This is a genomic window from Pseudomonas sp. GM78 (genome assembly GCF_000282475.1).
Taxonomy (GTDB): domain Bacteria; phylum Pseudomonadota; class Gammaproteobacteria; order Pseudomonadales; family Pseudomonadaceae; genus Aquipseudomonas.
In genome coordinates, this window is sequence record NZ_AKJF01000125.1 from 61,695 (window position 1) to 86,119 (window position 24,425).

The 24,425-nt window shown below is 63.0% G+C and carries 21 protein-coding genes and 1 pseudogene; 10 read left to right on the plus strand and 12 right to left on the minus strand.

Features of this window, described 5'->3' with window-relative positions; all coding sequences use genetic code 11:
- Positions 1 to 52: 52 nt before the first annotated feature.
- Together PMI35_RS11505 and PMI35_RS11500 are read right to left on the minus strand one after the other, a co-directional pair.
- A complete protein-coding gene (locus PMI35_RS11505) occupies positions 53 to 811 on the minus strand; it encodes a CHAD domain-containing protein (RefSeq protein ID WP_008061820.1) in 759 nt (252 codons plus the stop codon).
- 88 nt (positions 812 to 899) lie between these two features.
- Positions 900 to 1,178 (minus strand): hypothetical protein, encoded by a 279-nt coding sequence (locus PMI35_RS11500; RefSeq protein ID WP_008061821.1) that lies wholly within the window; start codon positions 1,176 to 1,178, stop codon positions 900 to 902.
- A 217-nt stretch (positions 1,179 to 1,395) separates the two neighbouring features.
- Between PMI35_RS11500 and PMI35_RS11495 the strand changes: the two genes are divergently transcribed.
- A complete protein-coding gene (locus tag PMI35_RS11495) occupies positions 1,396 to 2,436 on the plus strand; it encodes a patatin-like phospholipase family protein (RefSeq protein ID WP_008061822.1) in 1,041 nt (346 codons plus the stop codon).
- A gap of 125 nt (positions 2,437 to 2,561) precedes the next feature.
- On the opposite strand, the gene PMI35_RS11490 is transcribed toward PMI35_RS11495, so the two are convergent.
- The 6 genes and pseudogenes from PMI35_RS11490 to kdpF form a co-directional block, all read right to left on the minus strand.
- Complete coding sequence (locus tag PMI35_RS11490; protein WP_008061823.1) at positions 2,562 to 3,260, minus strand: response regulator; 699 nt, start codon at positions 3,258 to 3,260, stop codon at positions 2,562 to 2,564.
- 48 nt (positions 3,261 to 3,308) lie between these two features.
- Positions 3,309 to 5,960, minus strand: a complete 2,652-nt coding sequence (locus PMI35_RS11485) for a sensor histidine kinase (RefSeq protein WP_008061824.1) — start codon at positions 5,958 to 5,960, stop codon at positions 3,309 to 3,311.
- Positions 5,961 to 6,088: 128 nt separating this feature from the next.
- Positions 6,089 to 6,634, minus strand: coding sequence for a potassium-transporting ATPase subunit KdpC (gene kdpC, locus PMI35_RS11480; protein WP_008061825.1), 546 nt, complete (start codon positions 6,632 to 6,634; stop codon positions 6,089 to 6,091).
- A gap of 52 nt (positions 6,635 to 6,686) precedes the next feature.
- Positions 6,687 to 8,740: pseudogene (gene kdpB / locus PMI35_RS11475) on the minus strand (potassium-transporting ATPase subunit KdpB).
- Positions 8,741 to 8,754: 14 nt separating this feature from the next.
- Positions 8,755 to 10,449, minus strand: a complete 1,695-nt coding sequence (gene kdpA, locus PMI35_RS11470; RefSeq protein ID WP_008061834.1) for a potassium-transporting ATPase subunit KdpA — start codon at positions 10,447 to 10,449, stop codon at positions 8,755 to 8,757.
- An 8-nt stretch (positions 10,450 to 10,457) separates the two neighbouring features.
- Positions 10,458 to 10,547 carry a K(+)-transporting ATPase subunit F gene (gene kdpF / locus PMI35_RS33450; protein WP_007899818.1) on the minus strand — a complete coding sequence of 30 codons (90 nt, stop codon included), beginning with the start codon at positions 10,545 to 10,547 and terminating at the stop codon, positions 10,458 to 10,460.
- A 376-nt stretch (positions 10,548 to 10,923) separates the two neighbouring features.
- Here kdpF and PMI35_RS34100 point away from each other — a divergent pair, with 376 nt between their 5' ends.
- The gene (locus PMI35_RS34100; RefSeq protein WP_008061836.1) at positions 10,924 to 11,091 is read left to right on the plus strand and encodes a DUF2897 family protein; all 168 of its coding nucleotides are present in this window, start codon (positions 10,924 to 10,926) and stop codon (positions 11,089 to 11,091) included.
- Between the two features lie 59 nt (positions 11,092 to 11,150).
- Here the strand turns inward: PMI35_RS34100 and PMI35_RS11465 are convergent, their stop codons facing one another.
- The 3 genes from PMI35_RS11465 to PMI35_RS11455 all read right to left on the minus strand — a co-directional run bounded on the left by PMI35_RS11465 (position 11,151) and on the right by PMI35_RS11455 (position 13,766).
- On the minus strand, positions 11,151 to 12,164 hold the full coding sequence (locus tag PMI35_RS11465) for a GNAT family N-acetyltransferase (RefSeq protein WP_008061837.1): 1,014 nt from the start codon (positions 12,162 to 12,164) through the stop codon (positions 11,151 to 11,153).
- A gap of 89 nt (positions 12,165 to 12,253) precedes the next feature.
- Positions 12,254 to 13,048 carry a substrate-binding periplasmic protein gene (locus PMI35_RS11460; RefSeq protein ID WP_177325081.1) on the minus strand — a complete coding sequence of 265 codons (795 nt, stop codon included), beginning with the start codon at positions 13,046 to 13,048 and terminating at the stop codon, positions 12,254 to 12,256.
- A gap of 94 nt (positions 13,049 to 13,142) precedes the next feature.
- A complete protein-coding gene (locus tag PMI35_RS11455) occupies positions 13,143 to 13,766 on the minus strand; it encodes a TetR/AcrR family transcriptional regulator (RefSeq protein ID WP_008061842.1) in 624 nt (207 codons plus the stop codon).
- Between the two features lie 178 nt (positions 13,767 to 13,944).
- Between PMI35_RS11455 and PMI35_RS11450 the strand changes: the two genes are divergently transcribed.
- The 8 genes from PMI35_RS11450 to ppnP all read left to right on the plus strand — a co-directional run bounded on the left by PMI35_RS11450 (position 13,945) and on the right by ppnP (position 23,394).
- On the plus strand, positions 13,945 to 15,747 hold the full coding sequence (locus tag PMI35_RS11450; RefSeq protein ID WP_008061844.1) for an acyclic terpene utilization AtuA family protein: 1,803 nt from the start codon (positions 13,945 to 13,947) through the stop codon (positions 15,745 to 15,747).
- Positions 15,748 to 15,759: 12 nt separating this feature from the next.
- Entirely contained in the window at positions 15,760 to 16,629 is an 870-nt protein-coding gene (locus PMI35_RS11445; RefSeq protein WP_008061846.1) for an SDR family oxidoreductase, read from the plus strand.
- A 3-nt stretch (positions 16,630 to 16,632) separates the two neighbouring features.
- On the plus strand, positions 16,633 to 18,249 hold the full coding sequence (atuC, locus tag PMI35_RS11440) for a geranyl-CoA carboxylase subunit beta (protein WP_008061848.1): 1,617 nt from the start codon (positions 16,633 to 16,635) through the stop codon (positions 18,247 to 18,249).
- 133 nt (positions 18,250 to 18,382) lie between these two features.
- Complete coding sequence (gene atuD / locus PMI35_RS11435) at positions 18,383 to 19,540, plus strand: citronellyl-CoA dehydrogenase (RefSeq protein ID WP_008061849.1); 1,158 nt, start codon at positions 18,383 to 18,385, stop codon at positions 19,538 to 19,540.
- Positions 19,537 to 20,334, plus strand: a complete 798-nt coding sequence (locus PMI35_RS11430; protein WP_008061851.1) for an enoyl-CoA hydratase/isomerase family protein — start codon at positions 19,537 to 19,539, stop codon at positions 20,332 to 20,334. The genes atuD and PMI35_RS11430 overlap by 4 nt, the downstream gene beginning before the upstream one ends.
- Positions 20,335 to 20,464: 130 nt before the next feature.
- Entirely contained in the window at positions 20,465 to 22,426 is a 1,962-nt protein-coding gene (locus PMI35_RS11425; protein ID WP_008061853.1) for an acetyl/propionyl/methylcrotonyl-CoA carboxylase subunit alpha, read from the plus strand.
- A gap of 71 nt (positions 22,427 to 22,497) precedes the next feature.
- Positions 22,498 to 23,040, plus strand: coding sequence for an exonuclease domain-containing protein (locus PMI35_RS11420; RefSeq protein WP_008061855.1), 543 nt, complete (start codon positions 22,498 to 22,500; stop codon positions 23,038 to 23,040).
- Between the two features lie 69 nt (positions 23,041 to 23,109).
- Positions 23,110 to 23,394, plus strand: coding sequence for a pyrimidine/purine nucleoside phosphorylase (gene ppnP / locus PMI35_RS11415; RefSeq protein ID WP_007940055.1), 285 nt, complete (start codon positions 23,110 to 23,112; stop codon positions 23,392 to 23,394).
- Positions 23,395 to 23,461: 67 nt separating this feature from the next.
- Here ppnP and PMI35_RS11410 read toward each other — a convergent pair whose 3' ends face one another.
- Positions 23,462 to 24,268: an MOSC domain-containing protein gene (locus PMI35_RS11410; RefSeq protein WP_008061856.1), complete on the minus strand. Its 807-nt coding sequence runs from the start codon at positions 24,266 to 24,268 to the stop codon at positions 23,462 to 23,464.
- Positions 24,269 to 24,425 lie beyond the last annotated feature (157 nt).

Sequence of the window (24,425 nt, forward strand, 5' to 3'; positions counted from 1 at the left end):
AAAGATCATAAGATCGCAGCCTGCGGCAGCTCCTACGGGGGCCGTGGTGGTGTCAGGATTTGAAACAGGCCTTGCTGAGCTTGTCCAGCACCCGGTCGGCGCGTTGTTCGGCCTCGGCCATGGTGGCTTGCCAAGCGGCGACACAAGGCTGCAAATCGGCTTCCTGTTCGGCCATGGCCAGCCACTGCACACAGTCGTGCCAGTCCCCCAGGGCGCCCTGGGCCGCTTTCAACCTGGGCATGGCGGCCTTGGGCAGGCGATCCAGTTCGGGGTAGGCATCGATACCATACCGCACGCGCTTGATCAGCAGGCGCAAACGATGACGGTCATGGGCCGGATCGTGCAGGGCGGTGTCGAGTTTCTTCCACTGTTTGCCCAGGCGCTTTTCGATGCGCTTGCCGATCCCCTTGAGCAACCCCTGGCGCTGGGCAGCGCGCAGGAATCGCGGGAAGGCATCGAGGATCATCAGCAGCTGCGCAAGCTCGCTACTGGTCGCCACCGCGGGATACGCCTTGGCCATTTGCACCATGCGCCGCTGCGCGGCTGGTGCTTGATCGTGCTCGAGCAAGTAAGCCGCCAACACCTCGCGATCGCGCAATGGCGTGGTCAGGTCGCCCACCCCGGATGCCGCCACTTCCAGCTGCTCGACCCCGGGCAAGCCCCGCAACGGCCGCAACAGGCTGCGCAACCGGCGCACCGTGGTGCGCAAGTCGTGCAGGGCCTCAGGGTCGGTGTGGGCACTCAAGCGTGCCTGACAGGCCAGCAGACGAACTTCCAGGCCCAGGACCCGGGCCACCAACCTGTCGATCATGGAATTTACTCCGTAAATAGCGGCAAGCTTCAAGCTTCAAGCGAACTGACTTGTAGCTTGCAGCTTATAACTTATAGCTGCTTCTCTTCTATCGCCCTGCGCGCGATTCACGAATGTAGAAACGCGCCTTCTCGGCCTTCTTCGAGCAGCCCTCGAAGCCTTCGAATTGCTGCTGGGTCTTGGCCGCGGTCAGCAGCGACAACGCCTTGGAGTAGCTGACGGTCCCGGCGAAACCTTCGGCCTTGGCCAGGTCCAGCTCACGCCATGCGGCATCGAGCTGGCTGCCGCAGCTGTCGCGGTAAGCGGTTTTGCCGGCACAACCGGCCAGTGCCAGGGCAATCAGTGGCACGCAGATCCAGGCTTTCATTTCTTACACCTCAAGATAGGTAAACAGTCATGCAGGTAGGACGGTCTGGCGGGCAAAAAGTGCCGTTCATCGCCAACGCAAATCCCGCGAGGCGAGAATACCCATCTGCCGCCAGGGAGTGTCGAAAAAACGACCCATTCGCGCGGCCGAACGACCTGACGATTGAAGCGCGCCCCTCGTTGGGTGCATTGTTGAACCATTCAGACGAGGGCGATCAATGAAAAAGCGTGTCGCACTGGTGTTGGGCTCGGGTGGAGCCCGGGGTTATGCCCATATCGGCGTCATCCAGGAAATCGAGCGGCGTGGCTACGATATCGCCTGTATCGCCGGTTGTTCCATGGGGGCGGTGGTCGGCGGGATCTACGCCGCCGGCAAACTCGATGATTATCGCGACTGGATCGAAAGCCTGGATTACCTCGATGTGTTGCGCCTGGTGGACGTCAGTTTTCGCCTGGGGGCCATCCGCGGGGAAAAGGTTTTCGGGCAGATCCGCAAGATCGTTGGCGAAATCAACATCGAAGACCTGCGCATCCCCTATACGGCGGTGGCCACCGACCTGACCAACCAGCAGGAAATCTGGTTCCAGGAAGGCTGCCTGCACCAGGCCATGCGTGCCTCGGCGGCGATTCCCAGCCTGTTTACGCCGGTGATGCAGGGCAATCGCATGCTGGTCGATGGCGGCATCCTCAACCCCTTGCCGATCGTGCCGGTGGTGTCCAGCCATTGCGACCTGATCATCGCCGTAAACCTCAACTCCACCAACCAGCGTCACTACCAGTTGCCAGTGATCCAGCGCCCGGCCGCGTTCAAGACCCGCTTCGACAGCCTGATCAGTTCCCTGGGCTCGAAGATGCCGTTCCGGCGCAAGCAGGCCGAACAATTGCTGCTACTGGAGAAGGAAGCGTTGATGGCCGAGGCGGCGGAGATCAACCCCTGGGTCGAGTCTGCCAAGCCGGAAGCCCAACAACCGGCGGCCGCACCTGAACGCGACGGTGCGCCGAAGTCCGCGACCGGGTCGTTCATCATCGACAACGTGGGGCCGGCGTCCCTGCTGGATTTGATCAACCAGAGTTTCGAGGTGATGCAGACCTCATTGGCGCAATACAAGATCGCCGGGTATCCGCCGGACATCCTGATCAACGTGCCGAAGCGGGTATGCCGGTTTTTCGAGTTCTACAAGGCGCCGGAGTTGATCGCGCTGGGACGCGAGATTGCGCGCGATACGCTGGATCGCTATGAGAATGAGCGGGATTCCTGAGGTTCTCGAGTGAATGTGAGGGCCCCATCGCGAGCAGGCTCGCTCCCACAAGGGTCTTGTGTGAGCGCCGAGATCCCTGTGGGAGCGAGCCTGCTCGCGATGGGGCCGGATCGGGCAACACAAAACTAGAGGCCACCCTCACTCAACAACCGATACCCCACCCCCGCCTCGGTCACGATGAACCGCGGCTGCGTCGGGTCATCCGCCAGTTTTTGGCGCAGGTGCCCAACCACGATCCGCAAGTAATGCGTGTCTTCGGTATGGGTCGGCCCCCAGATGTCCTTGAGCAGTTGCTGCTGGGTGATGACCCGTCCGGGGTGCCGTGCCAATTGCGCCAGCACCGCGTACTCCTTGCGGGTCAGCGCGACTTCGCTGCCATCGAGCAATACCCGGCGATAGGCCAGGTCCACCGTCAGCGGGCCGAAAGTCAGCGCCGCTTGCTGGGCCTCGCCCACCGGCGCCTGACGCAATAGCGCGCGAATCCGCGCGAGGAATTCCTGGATACCAAAGGGCTTGGTCACGTAGTCATTGGCGCCACCGTCCAGCGCCTCGACTTTCTGCCCTTCTGCGGCACGCACCGAGAGCACCAGCACCGGCACCGTCGACCATTCGCGAAACTCGCGCAGCACCTGTTGGCCGTCCATGTCCGGCAGGCCGAGGTCGAGCACCAGCAAGTCCGGTTTGTTCAATGCCGCTTGCGCCAGGCCTTCGGTGCCGGTACCGGCTTCCAGCACTTTATAGCCCTGGGAAGCGAGGCTGATGCGCAGGAATTTGCGGATTTGAGGTTCGTCGTCGATGACCAGGATGGTCGCGGTCTGGCTCATGGATTCACATCAACACAAAGAAGTGGCAAGAGAGTAACGCAAGCACGATCAGGCTTCACTTTCATAGCCTGGCTGAGCCTGCAACGGCAGGTGCAAGGTGATGCAGGTGCCGCGTCCCTCGATACCCTCGGCAACGCTGATCCGCCCGCCATGGGCACCGACCATGCCCTGACAGATCGCCAATCCCAACCCGGTACCCTGTCCGCCACGGTCGCCGCGGGCGGCGGTGTAGAACATGTCGAAAATCTTCGCCCGCTCCGCTTCCGGAATCCCCGGCCCTTCGTCGCTGACCGAGAAAAACAGCTCCGTGTCATCAGCCCCCGCGCGCACTTGCAGGCGCCCGTGGGACGGCGAGAAGCGCGCAGCGTTTTCCATCACGTTGACCAAGGCCTGCTCGATCAGCGCGGCGTGGACGAACAGCAGCGGCAGTTGCGCCGGCACTTCGGTAGTGACCTGCAACGGCGCCAATACCGCGCGCAGGCGATTGAGCGCACTGCCGACGATGTCCGCCGGCGATACCCAGTCCCGCGCCAGCTTCAACGCGCCGTGACCGAGGCGGGTCATGTCCAGCAGGTTTTGAATGTAGCGGTCGAGGCGTTCGGCCTCATCGCGGGTGCCTTCGAGCAACTCGCGGCGATCCTCCAGGGGAATGGCTTCGCCGAGGGCCAGCAGGCTGTCGATACTGCCGCGCATGGAGGTCAGTGGCGTGCGCAAATCATGGGACACCGACGCCAGCAAGGCACTGCGCAGTTGTTCGGTTTCGCCGTGCAACCGCGCGGCTTCCAGGTCATCGGCCAGCTGTGCACGGGCCAGCGCCTGGGCCAGCGGCTGGCTCAACGCGGTCAACAAACGCCGACGCTGGCCGCTCAAGGTCTGGCCTTCTTTCGCACACACACCGAGCAGCGCCAGCGGCCCCTCCTCCACCGACAATGGCCACCACCACCAACGACCGAACGGCAAGGTCCCGGTGCCCGCGCCCGCCGGTTGATCGTGCTGCCAGGCCCAATCCGCCGCGGCGCGTTCGGCTTCGGTGAATTCCAGCGGGCCACCGGTTTCGACTTTCCAGCCGCTCTGGCCGTCGCGGTCGAGCAGGCACAGTTGCACATCGCTCCAGCCGTTGAGGTGCTGGGCCGCCGCGCTGACCACCGCCTGACGATCGGTGGCGGCGGTGAGTTTGCGCGACAGGTCGAGCAGTTCGCTGGTCTCTTCCTGGGTATCACGAAGAGCCTGCAATTGCCGGCGCTGGCGTGCCGCGAGGTTGCCGGTGAGGGCCGCCATCAGCAGGAAGAACAGCAAGGTCAGCACGTCTTCTTCGCGCTGGATGCTGAAGGAAAAATTCGGCGGGATGAACAGAAAATCGTAGGTCAGGAACGACAGCGCCGCACAGGCCAGTGCCGGGCCAAGACTGCTGCGCACCGCCACCAGCAACACGGCGGCGAGGAACACCAGTGAGATGTTCGGCAACGGCAACACACTCGCCACCGCCCAGGCCAGGGCGCTGGCCAACAACGTCGCCACCACGGCCAGGGCGTAGTCGAACCCTACCTGCGACTGCATCGAACGCTGGCGTGGCTGATGCTGTTCATGCTCGGTGTCGAGCACGTTGATTTCCAGCCCGCGGGCATTGCGCAGCAGGCGCGCCGCCAGACCGCCACCGAACAATCGACGACGCAGGCGCGGCCGCGACTGGCCGACCAGCACCAGGCTGGCGCGGCGTTCGGCGGCGTGCTGGATCAGGGTTTTGGCCACCTCGCCGGCCCGCAGCAGCACCACTTCACCGCCGAGGCGTTCGGCCAGTTGCTGGGCACTCTGCAGGCGCAGCCGCGACTGCTCGTCACGCACGCTGCCGTTATCCACATGCACCAGGCTCCACGGCAGATGCCGACGTTGGGCGACGCGGCTGGCATGACGCACCAGGCGTTCGGCCTGGGTATCGCCATCGACGCCGACCAACAAGCGACCGCGCACCGTGGGCGCCGCTTGCCCCATCTGCCGGTAACCCTGGGTCAGGTCGTTATCGACCTGGGCGGCGGCCGTTTGCATCGCCAGTTCGCGCAGGGCGGTCAGGTTGGTCTGGGAGAAAAACGCATCGATCGCCGCCCGTGCCTGCTCCGGCACGTAGACCTTGCCGTCGCGCAGACGCTCGAGCAACTCCCGTGGCGGCAAGTCGATCAGCAGCAGTTCGTACGCTTCCTGCAACACCCAGTCCGGGAGAGTTTCGCGCACCTGTACGCCCGTGATGCCGCGCACCTGGTCATTCAGGCTTTCCAGGTGCTGGACGTTGACCGTGGTGTACACGTCAATGCCCGCAGCGAGCAGTTCCTGAATGTCCTGCCAGCGTTTTTCGTGACGGCTGCCGGGGGCGTTGGTGTGGGCCAGTTCGTCCACCAGCACCAGCCTGGGTTTGGCTGCGAGCAGACCATCGAGGTCCATTTCCTCGAGCTCCACGCCACGGTACAACGAGCGCACCAAGGGCAGTTGCGGCAAGCCGCCGAGCAACGCTTCGGTCTCGAAGCGACCATGGGTCTCGACCACGCCGGCGATGACTTTCACGCCTTGGCGCAGCTGGGTGTGGGCTGCCTGCAGCATGGCGTAGGTCTTGCCGACGCCGGGCGCGGCACCGAGGAAGACCTTGAGCCGGCCACGGCCATTGCGGGGCAGGTCTGCTAACAGCGCGTCGGCGCGGCCGGAGTCGCTCATTTGTCTTTGCCTTGTTCGACTATAAATGGGTGGCGCCTCAAAAGATCGCAGGCTTCGCCAGCTCCTTACATTGATCGTGGTGTCGCCCAGATCTCTGTAGGAGCTGCCGCAGGCTGCGATCTTTTGATCTACAGCTTTTCCAGCGCCAGATTCAACTCAAGCACATTCACAACCGGCGGACCTAATAATGGCTGCTCGATGTGGGCGTCCAGCAGTTGCTGCAGGGTCGCAACCGGCACGTTGCGCGCCGCCGCAACACGCGCCAGTTGATAGGCAATCGCCGCCGGTGGCAAGTGCGGATCAAGGCCGCTGCCGGAGGTGGTGACCATTGCCAGCGGTACCGCTCCCTGTCCTGGCACCAGCAGCTTATTGGCGTCGTCGATCACCCGAGTGGCCAGGGCCGGGTTGCTCGGCGACAGGTTGCTGGCGCTGCTCGAAACGGTGGCGAAGGCACCGGCCGATGGTCGCGGGTGGAACCAGGCGTCGCCGACGAATTCCTGGGCAATCAGCGATGAGCCGCGAACCTTGCCGTCGGCATCGTGCACCAGGCTGCCATTGGCTTGATCCGGGAAGGCGACCTGGGCCACGCCGGTGACCACCAGGGGATAGGCGACGCCGGTGATCAGGGTCATCAGGACCAGCAGGCTCAGGGCCGGGCGTATCATTGTGGACATTTCAAAATCCTCGAATTCGGTAAAGCGGTGTGCCTGGCACACCGCCCCAGGGTCAAACCAGATGCAACGCCGTCAACAGCATGTCGATGGCCTTGATGCCCACGAACGGCACCGCAATCCCGCCCAGGCCATAGATCAGCAAGTTGCGCCGCAACAACGCTGCCGCACTCGCCGCCTGCACGCGCACACCGCGCAACGCCAGGGGAATCAGCACCACGATGATCAGGGCGTTGAACACGATCGCCGAGAGAATCGCACTCTGCGGGCTGTGCAGCTGCATGACGTTCAACACGCCCAGTTGCGGGTAGATGGCGGCAAACAGGGCCGGCAGGATGGCGAAATACTTGGCCACGTCGTTGGCGATGGAAAAGGTCGTCAGCGCGCCACGGGTCACCAACAGTTCCTTGCCGATCTGCACCACGTCCAGCAGCTTGGTCGGGTCGCTGTCGAGGTCGACCATGTTCGCCGCCTCGCGCGCCGCCTGGGTGCCGTCGTTCATCGCCATGCCCACGTCCGCCTGGGCCAGGGCCGGGGCGTCGTTGGCGCCGTCGCCGCACATGGCCACCAGGCGACCGTCGTTTTGCTCGTGGCGGATGCGCGCCAGTTTTTTCTCCGGCGTGGCCTCGGCCAGCACGTCGTCCACGCCCGCTTCAGCCGCAATCGCCGCAGCGGTCAGCGGGTTGTCGCCGGTCACCATGACGGTGCGGATCCCGAGCTTGCGCAGCTCGGCGAAACGCTCGCGGATGCCGGGCTTGACCACGTCCTTGAGGTGGATCGCGCCCAGCAGTTTGCCGTCGACGCAGACCAGCAATGGTGTGCCGCCACTCTGGGCAATCTTGTCGATTTCCCGGGACAGGGCCGCAGGCAGGTCAGCACGCTGTTTGCCAACGAACGCCAGCAACGAATCCACGGCGCCCTTGCGGTACACGCGCCCCTGACAGTCAACACCGGACAAGCGGGTTTCGGCACTGAATGGCACCGCTGTCAGCGCCTCGGCAGCCGGCTCCGGTTGCGGGTGAGTGCCGCGCAGGTATTCGACGATCGACTTGCCTTCGGCGGTGTCGTCGGCCAGCGAAGCCAGCAAGGCGCCTTCAGCCAGTTCCCTGGCGGTGACGCCGGGCGCCGCATGCACCGCCGAGCAACGACGATTGCCGAAGGTGATGGTGCCGGTCTTGTCCAGCAGCAGGACGTGCACGTCCCCCGCCGCTTCCACCGCGCGACCGGACTTGGCGATCACGTTCAGGCGCACCAGGCGGTCCATGCCGGCGATACCGATGGCCGACAGCAAGCCGCCAATGGTGGTCGGGATCAGCGTGACCAATAACGCCACCAGGAACACCAGCGGCAGGCTGCCATTGGCGAAGTGGGCGAACGGCTGCAGCGTGACCACCACCAGCAGGAAGATCAGGGTCAGGCCGATCAACAGGATGTCGAGCGCCACTTCGTTCGGGGTTTTCTGGCGTTTGGCGCCTTCGACCAGGGCGATCATGCGGTCCAGGGTCGACTCGCCAGGGTTGGCGGTGATCTTCACCAACAGCCAGTCCGACACCAGCCGGGTGTTGCCGGTGACCGCCGAGCGGTCGCCGCCGGATTCACGGATCACCGGTGCCGATTCACCGGTGATCGCCGCTTCGTTGACCGCCGCGATGCCTTCGATCACTTCGCCGTCCCCGGGGATCATCTCCCCCGCTTCGACGCGCACCACATCGCCTTTGCGCAAGCTGGCGGCCGGCACCACTTGAAACCTGCCGCTGCTGGTTTGGCGCCGGGCGCTCAAGCCTTCGCTGCCGGCCTTGAGACTGTCGGCGCGGGCCTTGCCGCGACCTTCGGCCAGGGCTTCGGCGAAGTTGGCGAACAGCACGGTGAACCACAGCCACAGGGCAATTTGCGCGGCGACGAAGGTCGGTACCGCGGTGTCCGGCACGAAGCAGAGGACGGTGGTGAGGATCGCGGTCAGCTCGACCACCAGCATCACCGGCGCGCGCTGCAATTGCCGCGGGTCGAGCTTGACGAAGGCTTGTACCAGCGCCGGGCGCCACAGGGCCGAGATTGCGGTTTTCAGTTGTTCCGGCGCCTTGGCAGCGACCGGTTTGATTGCGGGCATATTCATCATCAGCTCCTTAGAAGCCCAAACTCAAGTGTTCAGCGATTGGGCCCAATGCCAGGGTCGGCAGGAAGGTCAGGCCGCCCACAAGCAAAATGGTCACGGTCAACAGGGTCACGAACAGCGGACCATGGGTCGGGAAGCTGTTCTGCCCGATCGGCGCGGTTTTCTTCGCCGCCAGGCTGCCGGCCAGGGCCAGTACCGGGAGGATGTAGCCGAAGCGACCGATCAACATGCCCAGGCCCAGCATCAGGTTGTGGAACGGAGTGTTGGCGCCGAAACCACCGAACGCGGAACCGTTGTTGGCACTGGCCGAGGTGTAGGCGTAGAGCAATTGGCTGAAACCATGGGGGCCGGGGTTGCTCACCGAGGCCACAGGCCCTGGCAGGCTGGCGGCGATCGCACCGAGGACCAGCACGCCGATCGGCATGACCAGCAAGGTCACCACCAACAGCTGCACCTCCCGGGCCTGCAGTTTCTTGCCCAGGTACTCCGGCGTGCGGCCGATCATCAGGCCGGCGAGGAACACCGCGATCAGCACGTTGAGCAACATGCCATAGAGCCCCGCGCCGACGCCGCCGAAGATCACTTCGCCGACCATCATGTTGACCAGCGCGACCATGCCGCTGAGCGGGTTGAGACTGTCATGCATGCCATTGACCGAACCGTTCGACGCTGCCGTGGTGGTCACCGACCACAGCACCGTGGCGGTGGTACCGAAACGCGCCTCCTTGCCTTCCAGCGGTGCAGTCTGCTCGACGGCGACGTTGGCCAGGGTCGGATTGGGTTGGTACTCAGCCCACAACGACGTCGCGCCGCCGATCAGGAATAGCGCCAGCATGCAGGCGATGATCGCGCGGCTCTGCCGCAGGTCCTTCACGTAATGGCCGAAGGTGAACACCAGCGCCACCGGGATCAGGATGATCGAGACGACTTCGAACAGGTTGCTCCAGGCCGTCGGGTTCTCGAACGGATGCGCCGAGTTGACGCCGAAGAAGCCACCTCCGTTGGTGCCCAATTGCTTGATCGCAATCTGGCTGGCGGCCGGGCCCAGCGGGATCACCTGATCGACACCCTGCACAGTCACGGCATTTACGTATTGCGCGAAGGTTTGCGGCACGCCCTGCCACACCAGGTACAGCGCCAGCAACAGGCACAGCGGCAACAAGCCGTAGAGCGTGGCGCGCGTCATGTCGACCCAGAAGTTGCCGAGCGATGCCGTGGATTTGCGACCGATGCCGCGACACAGCGCAACCAGAACGGCAAGACCGGTGGCAGCGCTGACGAAATTCTGCACGGTGAGGCCGACCATCTGGCTCAGGTAGCTCAGGGTCGCTTCGCCGCTATAGGACTGCCAGTTGGTATTGGTCATGAAGCTGACGGCGGTATTGAACGCTTGCGTCCACTCCTGGCCCGGCAGGTTTTGCGGGTTCAGCGGCAAGTGGTCCTGGAACAACAGGATCGCGAACAACAACACAAAACCCGCCAGGTTGAAGGCGAGCAAGGCCAGGGTGTACTTCTGCCAGCTCTGTTCGGCCTGCGGATCGACGCCGGCCAGGCGATAACAACCGCGTTCGACGGGTCCCAGGATCGGGGTCAGCCAGGTGCGCTGGCCTTCCATGACCTTGTAGTAGAAACGCCCGAGAAACGGCGCCGGCACCAGTACCAGGGCGAAAAACCCCAGGATCAGCCAATAGTCATAACTGTGCATAGCCGCTCCTAGTTCCGGTCCGCGCGCAACAGCGCAACCAACAGATAAATGAACAGCCCCACTGCCAACAGCAGTGACACTCCGTCCAGAACGCTCATGGAAGTTCTCCGTGTTACGGCGTATTGCCGCGTGTGGAGGTATTGTCGGCAGGGAGGCTGTAAAGGAACGAGACCGAGGGGTGTGGCGGGGCATAAAGAAAGCGTAAAGAGTGGATTTATACCGGCGTTACAGCGGTGTTCGGACTGGCCCCATCGCGGGCAAGCCCGCTCCCACAGTTTTTTGCAGTGTCTGGGCGAACGCATTCCCACTGTGGGAGCGAGCCTGCTCGCGAAGGCGGCATGACAGGCAACAATGCAGGGTGAACGACGCCGAACAGGCATAGAATGGAACCACTGCGAAACCCAATCGCTCAAAGTGGTATGCACGTTCGACAGGCGAAACCCTCGCCCGCCGACCGGCTTTCAAGGAGGTCCCATGCCCTGGTATGCCTGGTTGATTCTGGTGATTGCCATTGGCTCTATCGTTGGCGGTCTGATGTTGCTGCGCGACACCGCCCACAAGGTTGAGCTGACCGATGAACAGCGAAAACGCGTCGCCGAACGCAATGCGGAAATGGACGCCAAGGAAGCGAAGGACCGCTAGCTGAAAAATCGTCCGAAACCTGGCACGGCAATCGGACGATTTTCCTGCCGCTTCTGGGGTCAGGCCAACGAACAGCGATCAAAGAATCGTTCGCGCCCCAGCGCCATCAACGCTGCGCGCTTGTGTGGAAAGTCGAATTCCTTCTCGCAGTGAAACCCCTGCCCCTGCATGTGCCCGATCATCTTCGCGTTGTCGGCACGAGGTTCGGCGACCACCCGCCGGGTCCGTGAATCATCGAGAAACAGGTAGTGCACCAGCGCCGCCAGCCAGCTCGCCACCTTGTGCGGCCCCCGGTGATTTTCTTCCCCCACCAGCATATGGATGCCACGGTCGTAATCATCCGCATCATAGAAGGGTGCGATGCGATCTTCCTTGGCCCAGTAGGCTTCGAAATAGGCAAAGGGTTGATCGTCGAAACAACCGATCAACGTCAGGGTATGCGGATCGTCCTGGAGTTTGCCCAGGTAATCCCGATGCTGTTCGAGACTGCCCTGCTCCTGCCAGAAACTCGCCACCCGAGGGCTGTTCTGCCAGCGATTGAAGCGCGCAAGATCCTCGTCGATATCCACCGTGCGCAAGGAAATCCAGGCCCCCAGCCGGGCATCGAAACGCCTGTACACCTCACCACGCGGTTTCGGCGGACGCAGTGGGTGGCGCTTGCCGCCGCTGATGACCATCTGCTGTGGGTAACAGCCCGTCAGCGAGTGGCCCACCCACGGCTGTGGCAACTGCCAGAACAGGGTGCGTTCGCTACGGTATTGACCAACCGTTTCGGTAGGCACCAGCAATGCGCTGAGCAAGGCGGCAGGCGGAACTTCATCCAGTTGCCAGAACACTCGCTGGCAAGCAGGGTCACGGGCGAACAACCAATAACAAGCGGCCCAGACGCCTCGATTGTCGAGGATTGCTGCGCCCTCGTGCAGCTGCAGCAACAACTCGGGCTCACGCGTCAGCTGCAACTGGATCAGCGGCAGGCCTTCAAGACTGAGGCTCAGCCCGGTTGCGGTTTCATCGGCTACAAGATTGCTGCCGGTGGGTAAAGGCAGCGCAGTCAGCACATTCGGATTGGACATGGGTCGGGCTCACGATATTCGTCGACAGGTCAACGGTTGACGTGAGTGGAGCCTGGAAATTTAAGCGATACGCGACCTGCGGTGTCCGCTCAGTTACCCGGCACCGGCAATACCGCGATTTTATAGGGGTCGAAAATCTTCAGCATCTGGCCATTGTCGCGCAACCCTTGCAGCAACTTGCTGAAGGCCTCGCCGCTGATCGGTGCGGTCGGGCGCAGAATGGCGTAGTGGTGATAAATCTGGTCAACGCGCTCGGACACCAGCAACTCATTGGCGACTTTCGCGTTGCGCAGGAAGTAGTCGCTCAAGTAGGACCGCGTGACCAGGGCGATATCGGCGCGGCCACGCAGCACCATCAGCAGGTTGCTGTCATGGGAATAGGTCGAGGTGGCGTTGTAGTGAGTGGCGAGGTACTTGGGATCGGCATTGAAGTGGGCGAATTCGTAGTGGTACCCGCTGAACAATGCCAGGCGCTTGCCGGAGAGCTCGCTGAAGTAGCCTTGCTGGCGCTGGGGCAGGCGTTGCGCGACGAAGATCTCGGCATCTTCCAGGCCCATGTCGACGCTGGTATGGGGTATGTCCCTCCAGCCCCAGTCGGGATTCTCGAAAATCGCCATGTCCACCCGGCCTTGCTTGAAGTCACCAAAGCGGCGGGGAATGGAAGTGGGTACCAAGACGAACCGGTAGTCGCTTTGCAGGGAGTTGAGCGCCTCGACCAATTGCGGCAACAGGCCGGTGTCGGCACCGGACTCCGGGCGTACCGTATAGGGCGGAAAGTGTGCGGCACCGATGCGCACCAGTTGCGCGGCCTGGGTCGGCATGACTGATAACGCCGCGAGTACTGCCATTAAAAATCGCGAAGCCGTCCGTATTGGCGAAGACATCAAAACAACCCACTCCCTGAAATACTGCATCAATGCATTGAAGCCAGGCGGTTTCGCCCAGTTAGCCAGTTTCCTTACGACCCGCACACACGTCTTATTTGCCCGTCAGCACCAGAATCAAGGCCTCCTCGGCCAGTTGATCCAGGCTCATGCTGCCATCGGCACGGAACCAGGTGGTGGTCCAGGACAGCGCCCCGGTCAGGAAGCGCCGGGTGATAAACACATCGCCGCGGATAAAACCGGCGTTCTTGGCCTCACCCAGCACCTGCAGCCAGATGTCTTCATAGATATCGCGCAACGCCAGGACCCTGGCCTGCCCCTCATCGGACAGTGAACGCCATTCGTAGACCAGCACCGCCATCGCCTCGCCACTGCCGCCCATGATGGACTGCAATTCACAGCGAATCAGCGCCAGGACCCGCTCGCGCACGTTTTCGGCCTCGGCGATGGCCGCACGCATCAACGCGGTGTTGTAGAGAATGGTCTCCTCCATCACCGCCCGCAAGATCTCGTCCTTGCTTTTGAAGTGATGAAAAATACTCCCCGACTGGATGCCCACGGCACCGGCCAGGTCGCGCACGGTAGTACGCTCATAACCCTTGTTGCGAAACAGGTGGGCCGCCACTTGCAGCAACTTGCCCCGGGCGCAGTCCGGGTCGGTCAATTGCCCGCTGTCGACCAACTCGCGCATGACGCTCAAGGCTTTTTGCTCATCCACCCGTTCTCTCCTACAGTCGATCAGTCCAATGCCACGCTCCCCGCGAAAACATTGGGGCTGCGCTGGCAATTTAAGCAACTGGCGAGGACCAAGCAAGCGCTCGGGCAGAAGATAGTTGAGCCGTTTACAAACCAAGCGCTTGCTTGGTAGTCTCCCAACATTGTTGCCGGAGGTGGTTATGGAGTTGACTGCGCCAAGAACAATTCGCATCGGTTGCGCCAGTGCCTTCTGGGGCGACACCTCGACCGCCGCCGCGCAACTGGTGGAAGGCGGGCGCCTGGACTACCTGGTCTTCGATTACCTGGCCGAAATCACCCTGTCGATCATGGCTGGCGCACGGATGAAAGATCCCCAGGCCGGCTACGCCAACGACTTCATCGAAGTCCTCGCTCCTCTGCTCTCTCAACTAACCGAACAAAAGATCCGCGTCATCAGCAATGCCGGCGGGGTCAATCCACAAGCCTGTGCCGCTGCCCTGCAGGCAGCCTGCGACAAGGCTGGCGTCGCGCTGAAGATCGCCGTGCTGCTGGGCGATGACCTGCAACCGCAGTTCAAACAGCTGGCCCACCTCGGCATTCATGAAATGTTCAGCGCCGCCCCCCTGCCACCGATGTGTGTCTCGACCAACGCTTACCTGGGTGCGCCGGGCATCGTCGAAGCCCTGCGCCTGGGGGCGGACATCGTGATCACCGGGCGCGTGGTCGACAGCGCCGTGGTCAGTGGCGCGCTGGTGCATGAGTTCGGTTGGTCGTGGCACGACTACGACAAACTGGCCCAGGCGGCGCTGGCCGGGCACATCATCGAATGTGGCGCCCAATGCACCGGCGGCAACTTCACCGACTGGCGCGATGTACCCGATTACGAGCACATCGGTTTCCCCATCGTCGAAGTCAGCGCCGACAGCCAGTTCATCGTCAGCAAGCCCGAAGGCACGGGCGGCCTGGTCACATCCTTGACCGTGGGCGAACAGATGCTCTACGAGATCGGTGACCCGCGGGCCTATCTGCTGCCCGACGTGGTCTGCGATTTCACCCAGGTCAAACTCGTGCAGCAAGGCAGGAACGCGGTGCGGGTGCATGGCGCAAAAGGCTTGCCGCCCACCGCCCAGTACAAGGTCAGCGCCACGTACCCGGACGGTTTCCGCTGCACCGCCAGTTGCCTGATTGCCGGGATCGATGCGGTCGACAAGGCCCGCAGGGTCAGCGCTGCGATCATCGACAAGACTTCGCAGATGTTCAGCCAACGCGGCTGGGCACCCTACAGCGAGGTGAACATTGAACTGCTCGGCAGTGAAGCCACGTACGGCCCCCACGGCCAGCGCCAGGACAGCCGCGAAGTGGTGATCAAGCTCGCGGTGCGCCATGCGCACAAGCCGGCATTGATCCTGTTCTCCCGGGAAATCGCCCAGGCCGCCACCGGCATGGCGCCAGGGCTGACCGGGATCGTCGGCGGCCGGCCGACGGTGTATCCGCTGATCCGCTTGTTTTCGTTCCTGATCGACAAAACCGCCTGCACGCTGGAAATTGATCTCATGGGCCAGCGCCACCCGTGCGCCCTGCCCGCCCTCGATGTGCTCGACAGCGCCGACCTGCCCGTGCCATTTGAGCCACCCCGACCCACGGGACCGGCTGACGCCAGCGTCGCCTTGGTCAAGCTTGCGGTCGCCCGTTCCGGTGACAAGGGCAACCACAGCAACATCGGCGTCATGGCCCGCGAGCCGCAGTACCTGCCGTGGATTGCCGAAGCCCTGACCCCGGCAGTGATCGTCGACTGGATGAGCCATGTCCTCGACCCGATCCACGGGCGTGTCGAGCGCTGGTACCTGCCCGCCACCCACAGCCTGAATTTCCTCCTGGAAAACGCTTTGGGTGGCGGCGGCGTGGCCAGCCTGCGGATCGATCCGCAGGGCAAGGCCTTCGCCCAGCAACTGCTGGAGATCCAGATACCGGTGCCGCAGCGCATCGCCGACCAGGTCAACTAGAGGATTGCCGCCATGGCCTACGATTCGATTTTCAAAGCCGATCTGTTTGCCGGCCAGACCATCATCGTCACCGGTGGCGGCAGTGGCATTGGCCGCTGCACTGCCCACGAGCTGGCGGCCCTCGGTGCGCATGTGCTGCTGGTGGGGCGCAAGGCCGACAAGTTGAAAACCGTCGCGGCCGAGATCGCCGAAGACGGCGGCAAGGCCGACTGGGGTACCTGCGATATCCGTGAAGAAGAAGCGGTCACGCACCTTGTCAGCGAATTTATCCGCAAGCACGGCCCGATTCACGGCCTGGTCAACAACGCTGGCGGCCAGTACCCGTCGCCACTGGCCTCGATCAATCTGAAGGGTTTTGAAACGGTGATGCGCACCAATCTGTTGGGCGGATTCCTGATGGCCCGGGAAGTGTTCAACCAGTCCATGAGCAAGCACGGCGGCGCCATCGTCAACATGCTCGCCGACATGTGGGGCGGTATGCCCGGCATGGGCCACTCGGGCGCGGCGCGCTCCGGCATGGACAACCTGACCAAGACCGCCGCCTTCGAATGGGGGCACGCCGGGGTCCGGGTCAACGCCGTGGCGCCGGGCTGGATCGCGTCCAGCGGCATGGACACCTACGAAGGTGCGTTCAAGGCGGTGATTCCGACCTTGCGGGAACACGTGCCGCTCAAGCGCATCGGCACCGAATCGGAAGTCAGCGCGGCGATCGTTTTCCTGCTCAGCCCGGCCGCGGCGTTCATCAGCGGGAGCACCCTGCGCATCGACGGCGCGGCCAGCCTCGGCGGCCGGGCATGGCCGATTCACAAGGCGACCCACAGCGAGTCGTACAACGGCTTTCACCGTGCGTACTTGCCTGACGTCCTCAAGGACAAGGAATAACCCATGCCGGTGATCGAGTCGCAACTGGACCCCCACAGCGAACAGTTCGCCCGCCATCACATGGCGATGCTGGACGCCCTCGAGCAGGTTCGCAGACTTGAACAGAACCTGCTGGACAAGGCTGCCGAGGCCAGGCCCAGGTTCGAAAAACGCGGCCAGTTGCTGCCCCGCGAACGCCTCAACCTGTTGCTCGATCCTGGTGCGCCGTTTCTCGAACTGGCCAGCCTGGCCGGCTACAAGTTGCACGACGACAAGGACGGCAGTTCGGCCGGCGGCGGCCTGATCGCCGGGATCGGTTACGTGTCGGGGGTGCGGGTGCTGGTGGTGGCCAACAACAGTGCGATCAAGGGCGGCACCATTTCCCCCTCGGGCCTGAAAAAGTCCCTGCGCCTGCAACAGATCGCCATGGAAAACAAACTGCCGGTGATTACCCTCGCCGAGAGTGGCGGCGCCAACCTCAATTATGCGGCGGAGATTTTCGTCGAAGGCGCGCGCTGCTTTGCCAACCAGGCACGGATGTCGGCCATGGGCCTGCCGCAGATTACCGTGGTCCATGGCTCGGCGACGGCGGGCGGTGCCTATCAGCCGGGGCTGTCGGACTATGTGGTGGTGGTACGCGGCAAGGCCAAGCTGTTCCTGGCCGGCCCGCCTCTTTTGAAAGCGGCAACCGGAGAAGTCGCCACCGACGAGGAACTGGGCGGCGCCCAGATGCACGCGCAAACCGCCGGCACCGCCGAATACCTGGCCGAGAACGACGCCGACGGCGTGCGCCAGGTGCGCGAGATCGTCAGCCTGCTGCCCTGGAATGCGCGCTTGCCGGTGTTGCCTGCCAGGCAATGGCAGGAGCCGCTCTACCCCATCGACCAATTGCTGGGCCTGATCCCGGATGACCCGAAAAAACCCTACGACGTGCGCGAGATCATCGCCCGCATCGCCGATGGCTCGAACTTCCTCGAATTCAAGGCCGAGTTCGATCAGCAGACCGTTTGCGGCCAACTGCAAATCCAGGGCCGCGCCTGCGGATTCATCGGCAACAACGGTCCGATCACACCCAAGGGCGCGAGCAAGGCTGCGCAATTCATTCAGCTGTGCGACCAGAGCCAGACACCGCTGCTGTTTTTCCACAACACCACCGGCTTCATGGTCGGCACCGAATCGGAGCAGCAAGGGGTGATCAAGCACGGCGCAAAGATGATCCAGGCAGTGGCCAATGCCCGGGTGCCGAAACTGACCATCGTGGTGGGCGGCTCCTATGGCGCCGGCAACTACGCGATGTGCGGCCGTGGCCTGGACCCGCGTTTCATCTTCGCCTGGCCCAACAGCCGCACCGCCGTCATGGGCGGCGCCCAGGCCGGCAAGGTGCTGCGCATCGTCACCGAGGCCAAGCAGGCCAAGGACGGCCTGGTGCCCGACCCGAAAATGCTCGACATGCTCGAACAGGTTACCGCACAGAAACTCGACAGCCAGTCCACGGCGCTTTATGGCAGCGCCAATCTGTGGGACGACGGCCTGATCGATCCACGTGACACCCGTACCCTGCTCGGTTACTTGCTGGATATCTGTCACGAGGCCGAGGTGCGTTCGCTGCAAACCAACAGCTTCGGTGTCGCGCGTTTTTAGTTGATCGTTCCCACGCTCTGCGTGGGAATGCAGCCCGGGACGCTCCGCGTCCCAGAAGCGGACGCAGAGCGTCCATTGAGGCATTCCCACGCAGAGCGTGGGAACGAGCGGGTTCGTCAGGAGAACAACAAGAATGATCTTCACCCAGGAACACGAAGCACTGCGTCGCACCGTTCGCCAATTCGTGGATCACGAGATCAATCCTTACGTCGAGGAATGGGAAAAGGCCGGGCGCTTTCCGATCCACGAGATCTTTCGCAAGGCCGGCGACCTCGGCCTGCTGGGCATCAGCAAACCGGAAAAATTCGGCGGCATGGGCCTGGACTACAGCTACTCGATCGTCGCCGCCGAAGAGTTCGGCACCATTCATTGCGGTGGGATTCCCATGTCGATCGGCGTGCAGACCGACATGTGCACCCCGGCCCTGGCGCGTTTCGGTTCCGATGAGTTGCGCGAAGAGTTCCTGCGCCCGGCCATCAGCGGCGAGAAGGTCGGCTGCATCGGCGTCTCCGAAGTCGGCGCGGGCTCCGACGTGGCCGGCTTGAAAACCACCGCGCGCAAGGACGGCGACGATTACGTGATCAACGGCAGCAAGATGTGGATCACCAACTCGCCGAGCGCCGATTTCATCTGCCTGCTGGCCAACACCTCGGACGACAAACCGCACATCAACAAGTCGCTGATCATGGTGCCGATGACCACCCCGGGCATCAGCCTCAGTTCGCACCTGGACAAACTCGGCATGCGCAGCTCGGAAACCGCCCAGGTGTTTTTCGACAACGTGCGGGTGCCACAGCGCAATCGCATTGGTCATGAAGGCGCGGGGTTCATGATGCAGATGTTGCAGTTCCAGGAGGAACGCCTGTTCGGTGCGGCCAACATGATCAAGGGCCTGGAATATTGCGTCGACAGCACCATCGAGTATTGCAAGGAGCGCAAAACCTTCGGCAGTGCGCTGATCGACAACCAGGTCATTCACTTTCGCCTGGCCGAGTTGCAAACCGAGATCGAATGCCTGCGGGCGCTGGTCTATCAAGCCACCGAGCAATACATCAAGGGCCAGGACGTCACGCGCCTGGCGTCCATGGCCAAGCTCAAGGCCGGTCGCCTGGGCCGCGAGGTCAGCGACAGCTGCCTGCAATACTGGGGCGGCATGGGCTTCATGTGGGACAACCCGGTGGCGCGCGCCTACCGCGACGTGCGCCTGGTGTCGATCGGCGGCGGTGCCGACGAAATCATGCTGGGGATCATCTGCAAGCTCATGGGCATCCTGCCGGGGAAACACAAATGAGTACCCTGCCGGTTTGCCAGACCCTGCTGCTCGAACTGCACAACGGTGTGCTGCACATCACCCTCAATCGACCGGACTGTCGTAACGCTATGAGCCTGCAAATGGTCAGCGAACTGCGTGCGATGCTGGCGGCGGTGCACGATGACCGGGGGATCAGGGCCTTGGTGATCGGCGGTGCCGGCGGGCATTTCTGTGCCGGGGGCGACATCAAGGACATGGCCAACGCACGCACTCAAGGTCCGGGCGCGCACCGCGATTTGAATCGGTTGTTCGGTGCGTTGCTGCAAGAGGTGCAGCACGCGCCGCAAGTGGTGATCACTGTCCTGCAGGGCGCGGTGCTCGGTGGTGGTTTCGGCCTGGCCTGTGTCAGCGATATTGCCTTGGCCGATCACCAGGCGCAGTTCGGCCTGCCGGAAACCAGCCTCGGCCTGTTGCCAGCGCAGATTGCGCCGTTCGTGGTGCAGCGCATCGGCCTGACCCAGGCCCGCCGCCTGGCCCTGACCGCGGCACGTTTCGACGGCACCCAGGCACGGCGGATGGGGCTGGTGCATTTTGTCGAGCACGATGCCCAGGCGTTGGCCGAGCGCCTCGATGAGGTGCTGGCCCATGTGCTGTGTTGTGCGCCGCAAGCGAATGCGATGACCAAGAAACTTCTGCTGGCGAGTGCCGGACAACCGTCGGATGCCCTGCTGGATCAGGCAGCCGAATGGTTCAGCGACGCGCTGACCGGGGCGGAAGGGGTCGAGGGGACCCTGGCTTTTGTGCAAAAGCGGAAACCGGGGTGGGCCTCCTAAAAGCATCGCTGGCAAGCCAGCTCCCACAGGGATCTGCGCCGCACACAAAACCTGTGGGAGCTGCGGTGCGACGATTCGACTTGCCAGCGATGAGGCCTTCATATTCACCGCACATCAAAGGGAATGAACCATGCCCGGATTCAGCAAAATCCTGATCGCCAACCGCGGTGAAATCGCCTGCCGCATCCAGCGCACCGCCCAGGCTCTGGGCTACCGCACCGTCGCCGTATTCAGCGATGCCGACGCCGATGCCCTGCATGTGCAAATGGCCGACGAAGCGGTAAACATCGGCCCGGCCCCGGTGCAACAGTCCTACCTGAACACCCAGGCGCTCATCGACGCCGCCCGACGTACCGGGGCTGACGCCATTCATCCGGGCTACGGTTTCCTTTCGGAAAATACCGCTTTCGCCCGCGCCTGCCAGGACGCCGGCATCACCTTCATCGGGCCCAGCCCCGAAGCCATCGAACTGATGGGCAGCAAACGTCGGTCGAAAATCGCCATGCTCGCTGCCGGCGTGCCCTGCATCGAGGGTTATCAAGGGGCCGAACAGGACGATGCCACCCTCATCCGCGAAGCCGCCCGCATCGGCTACCCGCTGATGATCAAGGCCAGTGCCGGCGGTGGTGGGCGTGGCATGCGCCTGGTGCACGGCGCCAGCGAGATGGAGCAACAGCTGCGCAGCGCTCGCTCCGAAGCCTTGCACGGCTTTGGCAGTGACGAGCTGATCCTCGAGCAGGCGTTGATCGAACCGCGTCATGTCGAGGTGCAACTGTTCGGCGACTCGCACGGTAACCTGATCTACCTTGGCGAGCGCGATTGCTCGATCCAGCGTCGCCACCAGAAAGTCATCGAAGAGGCCCCCTGCCCCGTGATGACGAGTCAGTTGCGCCAGGCCATGGGCGAAGCGGCGCTCAAGGCCGGGCGCGCGGTCAACTATGTCGGCGCGGGCACGGTGGAATTCCTGCTGGATGCGCGCGGACAGTTTTATTTCCTGGAAATGAACACCCGGCTGCAAGTGGAACATCCGGTGACCGAACTCATCACCGGACTGGACCTGGTGGCCTGGCAGTTGAACATCGCCCAGGGGCAAGCGCTGCCGCTGCGTCAGGAGGACGTGCAACTCAAGGGACATGCCATGGAGGTGCGCTTGTACGCGGAGGACCCAGCCCAAGGTTTCCTGCCACAGACCGGACGCATCGTGGCATGGGAACCGTGCTTGCAGGACGGCGTGCGGGTCGACCATGGACTGGTCGAAGGCCAGGACATCAGCCCCTTCTACGACCCGATGCTGGGCAAAATCATCGCCCACGGCCAGACCCGCGAAGAGGCCCGGCGCAAGTTGCTGCGGGCCGTACAGGACTGCGTGCTGCTGGGGGTACAGAGCAACCAGCGCTTGCTCGCCAGCCTGCTGCAACATCCACAATTCATCGGCGGCGAATTCAGTACCGGCTTCATCGAGCAGCATTTCGCCGAGCATCCCTGTTTGCAGCGCCAGGTGCCGAGCGCCGAACAACTGGCGATTGCCGCGGCGCTGTTCTATCAGGCATCCGCACAGGCGCATCCAGTGGCATTGGCGGGTTGGCGCAACAACGCCAGCGTGCCCCTGCACTATCGCCTCGCACTGGACGATCAGGTCTGGCCGGTGGCGTTGCATGCGGTTCCCGGCGAGCCGCTGCGGATTGAAGTCGCCAGCCGCCACCTCGAACTGAAGACCATCCAGAGCGACGGCCGTTGGGCCACCCTGCAAATCGACGGCATCCGCCAGCGCCATGCCTACCGCCTGGAGGCCGGGCACCTCTGGTTGTACGCAGATTCAGGCAGCCTGCGCCTGGTGGATCGCACTCATGCGCCGGCCTGCAGCCAGGCCAGTGCCAGCTGCGGCACCCTCAAGGCGCCAATGGACGGTGCGGTCATCGACGTGTTGGTCAGTGAAGGCAGCAAGGTCAGCAAAGGCCAACTGCTGGTGGTGCTGGAAGCCATGAAAATGGAGCACCCGCTCAAATCGGGCATCGACGGCGTGCTCAAACGCTTGCAGGTGCAGGTCGGCGACCAGGTGAAAAACCGGCAGATTCTGCTGGAGGTCGAATAAGCCGCTAGGCGTAACCGCTGGCTTTGGCTACGCTCAAGCCCTATCAGCATGCGGATACCGGGAACCCTGCGATGCCTCACTGGTTGGTCATTGATCTGGAAGCCACCACCGATGAGGGTGGTTGGCCCATTACGGAAATGGAAATCATCGAAATCGGTGCCACCCTGGTGGATCACAAAGGCCGAGAGCTGGATTTTTTCCAGCGATTCGTGCGCCCGTTGCGGCGCCCTTTGTTGACGCCGTTTTGCCGGGAATTGACGCACATCACCCAGGCCAACATCGATGCCGCACAGCCCATGGGCGAAGTCTGGGCGGCGTTCGAGCGCTGGTTGGGCCAACATCACCCGCGGCTTGAAGGTTGGGTCAGCTGGGGCGACTACGATCGCAAACAGTTGCTCCAGGATTGGCAACGCCTGGCACTCGACAGCGCTTTGAGCCAGGTGCCGCACATGAATCTCAAGCAGCGCTTTGCCAAGGCCCGGCGCCTGGAACGACCGTTGGGGCTCAACGGCGCCCTGCAACTGGCGGGACTGCAGTTCAGCGGCCAGCAACACCGGGCGCTGGAAGACGCACGCAATACCGCGCGCCTGTTGCCCCTTGTCCTTGCGCTTTAGAGAGGTGACTAGGTCTTGGGCCTTGTGCATACTGGCCAGCCCTTTTTAGCCCTTTTCGAGGAATCGCCCATGTTTAAAGTCAACGAGTACTTCGACGGCACCGTCAAGTCGATCGCCTTTGGCACTGCTGAAGGTCCAGCGACCATCGGCGTCATGGCTCCGGGCGAATACGAGTTTGGCACCAGCCAGCGTGAAATCATGCACGTGGTGTCCGGCGCCCTGACCGTCAAGCTCCCGGACAGCAGCGACTGGGAAACCTTCGCCGCCGGCAGCCAGTTCAACGTGCCAGCCAACAGCAAGTTCCAGCTCAAAGTGGCCGTCGACACCGCCTACCTGTGCGAATACCGCGGCTAAAAACCCCGGGTTCACCGCAAAAAAATGCCCGTGTCCAGCGACACGGGCATTTTTCGTTGAAGGGCGTTTATTCGAGCACGCTGACCGGCATGCCGACTTCGAGCCGGCCATTGCCGTCGTTGACCAGATTCTGTCCAAACATTGCACCCTCGGCCTGGGCACGATACTTCTGCAAGGTGGCGAAGGGTTCGCGGTCGGCGCTACGCTCGCCGGTTTGCGGGTCGATGGTGGTCAGGATGCAGCGCGAACAGGACTTGACCACGCGGAATTCGACGTCGCCAATGCGCAGGCGCTTCCAGCCATCCTCGGCAAACGCTTCGCTGCCCTCTATCACCAGGTTTGGCCGGAAACGCAGCATCTCCATTGGGCGCCCGACCCGTTGCGATAAATCCTCTAGCGATGCCTGGCCGATCAGCAACAACGGGAAGCCATCGGCGAAGGCAACCTGATCGTCGTCCTTGCCGTAGCCCGATGCGGTGCTGCGTGCACGGTCCAGCGGCACCTGCACCAGGCGCGTCGGCTTGCCGATGAACCGGCTGACCCAGGCAGCCGCCGCATCGCCGGCATCAGGCACGCGCAAGCTGTCACGCCAGATGGTCACGCCCCGCAATTGAGCATCACTGGCGGGCAAGGCGACATCGATCGGCGCATGGCCGGGGGCGCTGAGGGTCAAACCACCCTCGGCATTCCACAACGCCGACAGCTGGCTCATCTGCGCCACCGCGCGCTGGGTCAGAAAGCGTCCGCTGGCTTCATCCACCAACATCCAGCGTCGATCGCCGTCCAGTCCCAGCTTGTCGAGGCCGACCTGTTGCAGGGTCTCCCCTTTGCCGGATTTCAACGGATAACGATACAGCGCGCTCAGACGCAACATGGCCAGCTCCCTGATGGACAAAACGCCACCCTATACGAGCTTGATCACCGAATCAAAGGTCAAGCCAAGGCGGCCTGACAGCCGACCTGTTGTTTGATGACGGAGTACATATCCATTGCTGCGGTAACGGCCACCTAGGGTTTCGCCCTTACGGCGA

Bases quoted from the DNA above. Each gene is read 5' to 3' on its own strand.
- atuD (WP_008061849.1), top strand. From the start codon at position 18,383: ATGATCTTCACCCAGGAACACGAAGCACTGCGTCGCACCGTTCGCCAA.
- PMI35_RS11450 (WP_008061844.1), top strand. From the start codon at position 13,945: ATGGAGTTGACTGCGCCAAGAACAATTCGCATCGGTTGCGCCAGTGCC.
- PMI35_RS11410 (WP_008061856.1), bottom strand. From the start codon at position 24,268: ATGTTGCGTCTGAGCGCGCTGTATCGTTATCCGTTGAAATCCGGCAAA.
- atuC (WP_008061848.1), top strand. From the start codon at position 16,633: ATGCCGGTGATCGAGTCGCAACTGGACCCCCACAGCGAACAGTTCGCC.
- PMI35_RS11430 (WP_008061851.1), top strand. From the start codon at position 19,537: ATGAGTACCCTGCCGGTTTGCCAGACCCTGCTGCTCGAACTGCACAAC.
- PMI35_RS11420 (WP_008061855.1), top strand. From the start codon at position 22,498: ATGCCTCACTGGTTGGTCATTGATCTGGAAGCCACCACCGATGAGGGT.
- kdpA (WP_008061834.1), bottom strand. From the start codon at position 10,449: ATGCACAGTTATGACTATTGGCTGATCCTGGGGTTTTTCGCCCTGGTA.
- PMI35_RS11490 (WP_008061823.1), bottom strand. From the start codon at position 3,260: ATGAGCCAGACCGCGACCATCCTGGTCATCGACGACGAACCTCAAATC.
- ppnP (WP_007940055.1), top strand. From the start codon at position 23,110: ATGTTTAAAGTCAACGAGTACTTCGACGGCACCGTCAAGTCGATCGCC.
- kdpF (WP_007899818.1), bottom strand. From the start codon at position 10,547: ATGAGCGTTCTGGACGGAGTGTCACTGCTGTTGGCAGTGGGGCTGTTC.
- PMI35_RS11445 (WP_008061846.1), top strand. From the start codon at position 15,760: ATGGCCTACGATTCGATTTTCAAAGCCGATCTGTTTGCCGGCCAGACC.
- PMI35_RS11495 (WP_008061822.1), top strand. From the start codon at position 1,396: ATGAAAAAGCGTGTCGCACTGGTGTTGGGCTCGGGTGGAGCCCGGGGT.
- PMI35_RS11505 (WP_008061820.1), bottom strand. From the start codon at position 811: ATGATCGACAGGTTGGTGGCCCGGGTCCTGGGCCTGGAAGTTCGTCTG.
- PMI35_RS11465 (WP_008061837.1), bottom strand. From the start codon at position 12,164: ATGTCCAATCCGAATGTGCTGACTGCGCTGCCTTTACCCACCGGCAGC.
- PMI35_RS11485 (WP_008061824.1), bottom strand. From the start codon at position 5,960: ATGAGCGACTCCGGCCGCGCCGACGCGCTGTTAGCAGACCTGCCCCGC.
- PMI35_RS11460 (WP_177325081.1), bottom strand. From the start codon at position 13,048: ATGTCTTCGCCAATACGGACGGCTTCGCGATTTTTAATGGCAGTACTC.
- kdpC (WP_008061825.1), bottom strand. From the start codon at position 6,634: ATGTCCACAATGATACGCCCGGCCCTGAGCCTGCTGGTCCTGATGACC.
- PMI35_RS11500 (WP_008061821.1), bottom strand. From the start codon at position 1,178: ATGAAAGCCTGGATCTGCGTGCCACTGATTGCCCTGGCACTGGCCGGT.
- PMI35_RS11425 (WP_008061853.1), top strand. From the start codon at position 20,465: ATGCCCGGATTCAGCAAAATCCTGATCGCCAACCGCGGTGAAATCGCC.
- PMI35_RS34100 (WP_008061836.1), top strand. From the start codon at position 10,924: ATGCCCTGGTATGCCTGGTTGATTCTGGTGATTGCCATTGGCTCTATC.